The organism is Gemmiger formicilis (genome assembly GCF_900167555.1).
Taxonomy (GTDB): Bacteria; Bacillota; Clostridia; order Oscillospirales; family Ruminococcaceae; genus Gemmiger; species Gemmiger formicilis.
The window spans coordinates 266,244-275,043 of sequence record NZ_FUYF01000002.1 but is presented as its reverse complement, the minus strand read 5'-3'; the positions used below and the strand labels follow the sequence as shown (position 1 = coordinate 275,043).

Genomic DNA, 8,800 nt, shown 5'->3' with positions numbered 1-8,800 from the left:
AGTTGCGGGTGGCGGGCAGGCGGCAGAGCCCTTCAGCCGCTTACTTCAAATTCTTCACGATATTCTTATAATCCCGTCCTCTGACCTCAAAATTCGGGTACAAGTCAAACGACGCGGAGGCGGGCGAGAGACTGACGACATCGCCCGGTTTGGCGGCACCGCGCGCCAGCTCGACGGCGTGCTGCATACTGTCGGCGTGCAGGATGGTCAGGCCGCTCTCGGCAAAGCCATCGCACTCGCGGACGGCCTTCTCGATGCGGGGGCCGGTAGCGCCCATCAGCACCAGCGTCTTGACGTGGGCGAGAACCTCCGGGGCCAGCGGCTCATAGGGGATCTTTTTGTCGTAGCCGCCCGCGATCAGGATGATCTTCTGGTCAAAACTGCGCAGACCCGCAATCGTGCGCGTGGGGCTGGACGCGATGGAGTCATTGTAGTAGGTCACGCCGTCCAGCGTGCGGACCGGCTCAATGCGGTGCTCGACGCCGGTGAAGGTCGAGCCGACCTGACGCATGGCCTCGATGGGCACGCGGCCCCAGACGGCAGCGCAGGCGGCCAGCAGGTTTTCCACATTGTGGAGGCCGCGCAGTTGAATCTCCTTGCGGGGCAGGATCGGCGTCACAACCCCGTTCTCGGCATAGCAGAGCGTGTCGTCGCTCTCGCGCAGGAACGCGCCCCTGTCGGTCTCGTGCAGGCGGGTGAACCAGACCTGCTCACCCTTGCAGTCCTTCTCCATGCCGCGGGTGATGTCGTTCTCAAAGCCCAGCACGGCACGGCAGGGCGGGGTCTGCCACAGCAGAATGTTGCGCTTGGCGTCGATGTACTCCTGCATATCCTTGTGGTGGTCGAGGTGGTTGGGGGTCACGTTCGTGACGACGGCCACCTTCGGGCTGCGGCGCATGCTGATGAGCTGGAAGCTGGACAGCTCGACGACGGCCACGGCGTCGGAGGTCACGTCGGCCAGCTGGGGCAGCAGCGCCGCACCGATGTTGCCGCCCAAAAAGACCTTGCGGCCCGCAGCCTCGAACATCTTGGAGATCAGCGTCGTCGTCGTGGTCTTGCCATCGGAGCCGGTCACGGCCACGATCTCGCAGGGGCAAAACTCAAAGAAAAGCTCCACCTCGCTCGTGACCATTGCACCGGCTTTCAGCGCGGCCTGCAGTGCGGGCTTGTAGTACTCATAGCCCGGCGTGCGCATGATGATGTCCTGGCCGGCGAAGCCGTCGGTATAATGCTCGCCCAGACTCAAATTCACCTTCAGGCGGCGCAGCGTGTCGGCGTAGTCGCCGAAGTCGTCCAGGCTCTTTTTCTGGTCGCAGAGCGTGACCTGCGCGCCCAGCTCGACAAACTGCTCAATGCAGCGCTTGTGGCTGACGCCCGCACCGATAAAGGCAACCTTTTTGCCCTGAATAAGCTCTTGCAGCTGTTGGATCGGCAGCATAAATATCTCTCCTCTGGCGTAGTTTCTACTTCTATTATATACAAAATGCCGTATTTCTGCAACAAAATTCGGCCCGCCAAGGCGGACCGAAGGAAAATCATGATTACTGCTCGCCGCCCATGGGGATGCCGTGCTTGTCCAGCAGTGTGCGGATCTTGGTCATCGGGTCAATGATGGAGGAAACGCTCTTGTCGTGGTTGATGGCCGCGATGAAGTAGGCGGTATACTTCGAGACGTCGACGTCGTAGTACCACTCGCGCTCCAGCAGTTCCGGCTTGCGGTAGGTCAGGTTCGTGCCCAGAACGGCCTTGATGATGCCGTCGTTGTAGGCCTTGTCGAACTTCTCCAGACCGGCGGTGAACAGCGGGAAGGTGCAGCAGGTGAAGATGTTGCGGGCGCCGCGCATCTTCAGCTCGTAGGCGATGTCCAGCATGGACTCGCCGGAGGCGATGATGTCGTCGGCGATAAAGACGTCCTTGCCCTCAACGCTCTCGCCCAGATACTCATGGGCGACGATGGGGTTGCGGCCGTTGACGATGCGGCTGTAGTCGCGGCGCTTGTAGAACATGCCCAGGTTGCAGCCCAGCACGCTGGAATAATACATGTTGCGGTTCATGGCGCCCTCGTCGGGAGAGACGATCATGAAGTTATCCTTGTGGAAGGAAACGTCCGGCACATGATGCAGCAGGCACTTGAGCACCTGATAGGTGGGCATGACGTTGTCGAAGCTCATGGTGGGCACGGCGTTCATAACGCGGGGGTCATGGGCGTCAAAGGTGATGATGTTCTTGACACCGACGTCGCGCAGCTGCTGCAGCGCAAAGGCGCAGTCCAGGCTCTCACGGCTGACGCGGCGATGCTGGCGGCCGCCGTACAGGCTGGGCATGATGACGCTGATGCGGTGGGCGCGGCCTGCAACGGCCTGGATCAGACGCATCAGGTTCTGGAAGTGATCGTCCGGGGAGAGATGGTTCTCATACCCGAACAACTGATAGGTAACGCTGTAGTTGCCCGGATCGACGAAGATATACAGGTCGTCGCCGCGGGTGGACGCCTTGACGAGACCCTTTGCGTCGCCGGACTGGAAACGCGGGCAGTCGGACGGGATGATGAAGCTGTCGACATCCGTGTTGCCGACCTCGCGCGCCCAGCGGACGAGGTGACTGTCAACGAGTTTGCAAAGCTCCTCTGCGCCGGGACAGGCAATCAGACCGAGATCGGCGATTGCGTCCTCTTTGGCAAAGAAATCACGCGGGCCAAGATTCTGTTCAGCCATTACAGGTACTCCTTACTTCCATCTTGTGTTGTCAATACCACAGGGGCGCGGCGTGCCGCAATGCCCCATTTACTAGTATTGTAGCACAGCGGCGGCATAAAATCAGCCCTGCAAGGCAAGAATTTCTGCATTTTCGACATTTTCCGCGGTTTAAACATTGTAAGCCACGCAAGTAGCAAAAAATTCTGGCGGATTTTACAAAAAATTTGCAAACTATGATCTTCACAGTATTCCATAACACTTTCTAATATTCTCACCACATAAAAAGCGGCACCTGACCGATGCCGCTTTCCGTTTACTTTTTCTTTGCTTTCGTCAGTTGTTCACGGAATTGTTGTTTCATAATTTCCGTACCCTTGGAAGATGTCAAATCCGCCTCGCTCAATTTTCCGACCTTAACCATCTTGCACACTTCAATAAATGCTTTTCCCATTGCCAGCGTCACCACACCAGCTGTACCGCCGGAAACTACTCCTCCCGCCGCAGTGCCAATGCCCGGAATCATTTTCAGCAGATTCGTTGCCAGTGTCTTGCCCACAACCACAGCCCCGCCTGCACCGATGGCGGCAGTTGCCAACATTTTCAGGCCGTCTTTTTCAATGTCAATTTTATAAATGGCGCAAATCGACGCCATCAGTCCTACCTGCTGGGCAATCAAAAGCGGGGCATCGGCAAACGGGATAGGCACAAAGCCCGTTACTGCCGTAGATGCTACAGCAACCGCCACAGCATTTTCTGCCTTTTCGTTCAGTTCTGTCAGTTCCAGTTCTCTTAATTCCTTATTCAAATCCATGATTGTTTTCCTTTCAATTCAAGAAATATGCGTCAATATCTGCCTTTGTTTTCAGAATTTTTTCTTCTTTTACACCTGCACTTCGAGCAAGCTTTATCGCGCCTTCAAACGCGATATTCACATCTTCATCAAAAGCTATGTCCACCAGCGATTCGAACTCTTTCGTCTTTTTCATGGTTTCGTTGGCAAACGCAATGCACCGCAGGTTTATCTCCGTTCCAAGTTCTGCCATCTGCAATCTATATGTGCTGACAAGTTTCTGTTCTTTTTCTGCGTTGTATTGTTTGCAAATCTCATATACATACTCGCCTGCCACATTACCAACCAGTGCCCCCAATATAGGCACCGGAATAACCGTCTGGCCCACGATAGACGCAATCGCACTTACCGTAACATCTAGGCAGAGCGTCTCACTGTTAATCAGGAAATCTTCTTGTGTGATTTTCCCTGTACGGTACGCGTTCAGCTGCTCCCCAACGCCAAAAACGGCAGTCACATAAGCAGACGCCACATTTTCGGGCGTAACGGTAAAGTTGGACAGCAGGTAGACCGCCGCGCCTCGAATGCCGCCCTTAACGGTTCCATAGCCGGTCTTTTTACCGATTTCGCACCAATCTTCCTCTGTAAAATTTTGAAGTTTCTTACCCTCCTTACACTTTCTCGCAATTTCAAGGCAGAAGGCCATTCCGCCCTCCAACACCGCACCGACACCTGCCGCTTGTGCGCCCTGCTTGAAGTTCGGTTTTCCCTGCTCATAAATTTCCGCACGCTTTTCTTGGTCTGTTTTGTGCAGAGACTGTTCTTCTTTTCGGATGGTATCATCAATTTTCCCCAGTTGTACATCCGAATAATCCGCAATCGCCGGCGAAACATCTCTTCCAAAGTTCAGCCCTGTATCCTGTTGGAATTGCTTTGCCGCTTCTGCCAGTCTCCATTGTTCTTTACTGAGAGATGATGGGCTTTCCTTCTGCAAATTCAGCACCCGAACGATTGCATTATACTGATCCTGCGGAATGTCATAGCTTCCGCCATTTTTTACAAAATCAGGGTACTTATCAAGATGCCCTTTTACTGCCTCCATCGTGTGCTTTGCACCGTTGTAAAATTTCGACTGTATCTGTGCACCGTTTTTCAAATAATCTTCCGGTGCCGTTCTTCCGACACCCTCAAATGTATATTCTGCCGCCAGCCCTTTCATATAATTTCTAGCATTTGAAACATTTACCTGAACATGCTCGGCGACCTCTCCGTGTTTCGTCTGCACAGCACCCAAAATATGTTCAGGGTTAGACACAAACTTTTTTAGTTCCTGCATTTCTGCAAGCGCTTTTTCCAAGTTTCCGTCCTCTTCTGCCAGCATTGCATCGACTTTTTTCTGTACTTCCTCATTCAGCCAATGCGTCCAAGCCGCCACCGCCTGTTCTTGCGTACTTTTCGCAATTCTCTCTTTTGCATCAGCATCCATCGCTTTCTCCTTATCAGCTGACTGTTTCATTCAACAAAACCGAAAGTGTTTCAACAAGGTCAACCGTTTGTCCCAGAAAGTACTGGTCCTCACCGCTCAGATTTTTGTAATCTGCATTCATAAAGCTCTCTATTCTTTCCATTGGCAACTGCTTTGCGATTGCAGTTGTTCTCATAGAAAGATGTAAAATTTTAGTTGCGCTTTCATCAAGTGAGCCTCTTGCTTTTATGATTTCTTTTGCTTCGCTGACTGCTTTATCTGCAATTTCCTTGTTCTTGTTCGTCATGGTAATCAGCGAAACTCCTGTACTTGCCGCTGTAATTCCCCATCCAACTGGCCCCGCAAGCGCAAGGAAAGCATTTCCCGCTGCCATTCCCGCGGTTCCGCCTGTAACTGCAAAGCTCGCAAAAGTGCGTCCCAACCATGCTACAGCCGCTTTTTGTGCCGCCGCGCCAGACAACGCACTGATTGCCGTTCCGGTAGCCGCTGTGCCGAATGTCGTTGCAATCCCCATCAGTGCCGTTGGTGCCACAGCCGCCACACCCAATCCGGCCGCTGCACCGCCAGCAATGTTCGTTCCTGCCTTTACTGCCGCGTCATAGGCTTCTTGTGCATATTCCCGCGTTTTACGAAAATTTATAAGCTGTTGACGGACATTCCCCATCTTTGTGTCATACTCTTTTGGAGTATTGGCAATGCTGTTGACGACGAGTTCAATCTTCTTTATTTGGTTTTCCGCTTCTACACGATGTGTATAAAGTGTTTCTGCCCAATCCGTCATCCTTTGATAAGATTGATTATATTCTTTCAACGCTTTCTCATGAATCGACAGGGCTTCTTTTTTCAGTGAATTGTTAAACATTTATAAACTCCTTTCAACTTACTTTTACTTTCCGTCCATATAAATTATCATACCCCCCCGAAATAAATCTCAATTTGCAAATTGCACAATAATCCTCTCTATTTTTTTGTTATAATTTTTCACATACGATTCACTTCTATACTTTATGATAGCATGTTCACTATCTTTTGTAAATTGTTATTCCTACTAAATCCCATTAAAGTATACTTGTATATGCTATCATAAAGTAGGGAGAGCATCTCATGACTGACAACACACGGCTTGCGCGCGAGGTTGGCGCAAAAATCAAATATCTGCGTCTCAAGCAAGGCCTAAGCCAAGAATCGCTTGCGCTCTCCTGCGATATGAACCCTGCGTTTCTCGGCCATGTGGAGCGCGGGATGCGCAGCCCCACACTGAACACATTGCAACGCATCTGCGATGGGCTGGGCATTACACTGACCGAACTCTTGTTGACTGAACCGAACACAGACCTCGACAGTGCTGCGGCTATCCAGCATGTGACCGACCGTATGCGGCGGCTCTCCCCCGCACAGGCCGCCCATGTAGCGGAGCTGATTGAGCAGGTTTGTTGCTTGCTGGATGAGGCCGAGAAATGACCCGCGGGCCGATGACGAGCATTGGCCCCTACAGGGTTTCTTTCAGTATAGCCTTTGCCTTAGACAGAGAGTGTCCATTTGCTGATAGACCCAAAAATTTTACACAAAAAACGCGCCCGCCGGGTTTCCCTCGGCGGGCGCAGTGCGGTTTATGGGTATTTACTTCTCGTTCTCGTCCTGGACCTTGCGGGGGGTCAGGCGGACCTCCTGGACGCGGCGGTTCGTGGCGCGGGTGACGGTGCCGTCAAAGTCGCCCCAGATGAACTTATCGCCCACCTTGGGCAGACGGCTCAGTTTCTCCTGGACCAGGCCGCCGATGGCGACGGCGTCAATGTCGTCGTCCTCCTTGATGCCCAGCTCGTCGGCGGTGTCGTCAACACTGGCGCTGCCGGAGATCAGCCAGCTGCCGTCGGACTGCTGGCGGACGTCCTCGACCACGTCGTCGTGTTCGTCCCAAATCTCACCGACCAGCTCCTCGAGAATATCCTCCAGCGTGATGATGCCCGCCGTGCCGCCGTACTCGTCGACGACGACGGCCATGTGGTGCTTGCTCTCGCGCAGGGTGCGCAGCAGCGCGGAAATCTGGGTCACGCTCGTCGTGTAGAGTGTCGGGCCGATCAGGTCCTCCAGCTTGACATTTTTGTCATGCTTCTGCAGGGCCGCAAAACAGTCCTTCTCATGTACGACACCGATGATATTGTCAATCGTATCGTGGTAAACCGGCAGACGGGAATAGCCGCTCTCGGCAAAGCGCTCGGTGACCTCGTCCATCGGGGTGTCGTCGGCCACGGCCACAACATCCACGCGGGGGGTCAGCACATCCTGGGCCTCGACGTCGTCAAACTCGATGGCGCTGCGGATCAGCTCACTCTCGCGGTTCGTCAGCTCGCCGTCCTTCTCGGCCTCGCTGACCATGGTCACCAGCTCACCCTCGGTGATGGTGTCCTTTTCTCCGGTATCAAACCGTTTGGCAAGGAACTTTTTCCACGCACCGAACAGGGCGTTCAGCGGTGTGAAAATCGTGACCAGCGCACTGAGCACGGGGGCAAAGGCCATGGCCATTGTTTCGGGCATTTCCTTGGCCATGCTCTTGGGGGTGATTTCGCCAAAGGCCAAGACCAGCAGGGTCATGACGATTGTCGAGACGGTAGGGCCGTAAACGCCGCCGACAAGGCGGGTAAACAGCACGGTGGCAAGAGAGGACGCACCGATATTGACAATGTTATTGCCGATCAGAATGGTGCTGAGCAGGCTGTCGTAGCGCTCAACCAGCGCCAGCGTGTGCGCTGCTTTGGCGTCGCCGTCCTCCGCCTTGCTCCGCAGGCGGATCTCATTCAGCGAGTTATACGCTGTTTCTGCCGCCGAGAAAAATGCAGACAAACCGATCAGGATTATCAGTGCGACGATCATAAATATACTGCCATCGTCCATTGGGGAACTATCAACTCTTTCTGTATGTTATTTATGTGTACAAATACACATTTTATTTATTATAGCATAGATATGCACGCAACGCAAAGGGTACGCCGTCAAATTTGTGTAAAAACGTGTTTTTATCTAATTTTGGAATTTCTTCGGTTCCTTCTTTGCAAAGAAGGAACAAAAGAAGCGTATGGTACGCACCCGCTTGTTCGTTGTTGCTTCGCCCGCAGGGCGCAAAGAGCCTCCCCACGCGGTGGGGAGGTGGCCGAGCGCCAGCGATGGCCGGTGGGGCTTTGCCCGTTTCCCGCAGCACGCTCGCTTACGGGTAAGCTGCGGGCCGGGCATGCCCGGCCCCTACGGGCGATGGCCCGGTGTCGGGTTGCTGCCGGGGCGGGCAGATATGGAATCCGCCCCTACGGAGGGCATAGGGCGAAAAGGCAATAATAATGAGGTTCCACGGGCGAGCAATGCTCGCCCCTACATAGTCCTGCAGTTCATCAAAACAAAAACACCGCCTGCCCTTGCGGGCAAGCGGTGTCTTTTTATCAAGTTATCTGACTAATCAGACCAGCTCGATGATAGCCATCTCGGCGGCGTCGCCGCGACGAGGGCCGGTCTTGTAGATGCGGGTGTAGCCGCCATTGCGGTCAGCGTACTTGGGGCCGATCTCATCAATGACCTTCTTGGCAATGTCCTCCTTGGTGATGTAGGAGAAGACCTGACGCTTTGCGTGCAGATCGTCCTGCTTACCGAGGGTGACCATCTTCTCGGCCATGGAACGAACTTCCTTGGCGCGGGTAACGGTGGTCTCGATCTTGCCGTTCTCAAACAGGTAGGTCACCATAGCGCGCAGCATAGCGTTGCGGCTGTCGGTGGCACGACCGAGTTTACGGGTACCGGGCATTTCGATTCACTCCTTATCAATAGAATCCGCGTGTCGCGGGG

At 53.9% G+C, this 8,800-nt stretch carries 8 protein-coding genes; 1 reads left to right on the top strand and 7 read right to left on the bottom strand.

The window, feature by feature from the left end; genetic code table 11:
- Nucleotides 1-40: 40 nt before the first annotated feature.
- The 5 genes from murD to B5D32_RS02880 all read right to left on the bottom strand — a co-directional run bounded on the left by murD (nucleotide 41) and on the right by B5D32_RS02880 (nucleotide 5,834).
- Complete coding sequence (gene murD, locus B5D32_RS02900) at nucleotides 41-1,438, bottom strand: UDP-N-acetylmuramoyl-L-alanine--D-glutamate ligase (RefSeq protein ID WP_078783591.1); 1,398 nt, start codon at nucleotides 1,436-1,438, stop codon at nucleotides 41-43.
- Between the two features lie 103 nt (nucleotides 1,439-1,541).
- Nucleotides 1,542-2,714: a ribose-phosphate pyrophosphokinase gene (locus B5D32_RS02895; protein ID WP_078783590.1), complete on the bottom strand. Its 1,173-nt coding sequence runs from the start codon at nucleotides 2,712-2,714 to the stop codon at nucleotides 1,542-1,544.
- Between the two features lie 295 nt (nucleotides 2,715-3,009).
- Nucleotides 3,010-3,507: a YcjF family protein gene (locus B5D32_RS02890; RefSeq protein ID WP_078783589.1), complete on the bottom strand. Its 498-nt coding sequence runs from the start codon at nucleotides 3,505-3,507 to the stop codon at nucleotides 3,010-3,012.
- Nucleotides 3,508-3,520: 13 nt separating this feature from the next.
- Complete coding sequence (locus tag B5D32_RS02885) at nucleotides 3,521-4,972, bottom strand: hypothetical protein (protein ID WP_078783588.1); 1,452 nt, start codon at nucleotides 4,970-4,972, stop codon at nucleotides 3,521-3,523.
- 13 nt (nucleotides 4,973-4,985) lie between these two features.
- The gene (locus B5D32_RS02880; protein WP_078783587.1) at nucleotides 4,986-5,834 is read right to left on the bottom strand and encodes a hypothetical protein; all 849 of its coding nucleotides are present in this window, start codon (nucleotides 5,832-5,834) and stop codon (nucleotides 4,986-4,988) included.
- Between the two features lie 242 nt (nucleotides 5,835-6,076).
- Between B5D32_RS02880 and B5D32_RS02875 the strand changes: the two genes are divergently transcribed.
- Complete coding sequence (locus tag B5D32_RS02875) at nucleotides 6,077-6,433, top strand: helix-turn-helix domain-containing protein (protein WP_078783586.1); 357 nt, start codon at nucleotides 6,077-6,079, stop codon at nucleotides 6,431-6,433.
- A 159-nt stretch (nucleotides 6,434-6,592) separates the two neighbouring features.
- Here B5D32_RS02875 and B5D32_RS02870 read toward each other — a convergent pair whose 3' ends face one another.
- A complete protein-coding gene (locus B5D32_RS02870; RefSeq protein ID WP_078783585.1) occupies nucleotides 6,593-7,864 on the bottom strand; it encodes an HlyC/CorC family transporter in 1,272 nt (423 codons plus the stop codon).
- 553 nt (nucleotides 7,865-8,417) lie between these two features.
- Nucleotides 8,418-8,759, bottom strand: a complete 342-nt coding sequence (gene rplQ, locus B5D32_RS02860) for a 50S ribosomal protein L17 (RefSeq protein ID WP_078783583.1) — start codon at nucleotides 8,757-8,759, stop codon at nucleotides 8,418-8,420.
- Nucleotides 8,760-8,800: the final 41 nt, after the last annotated feature.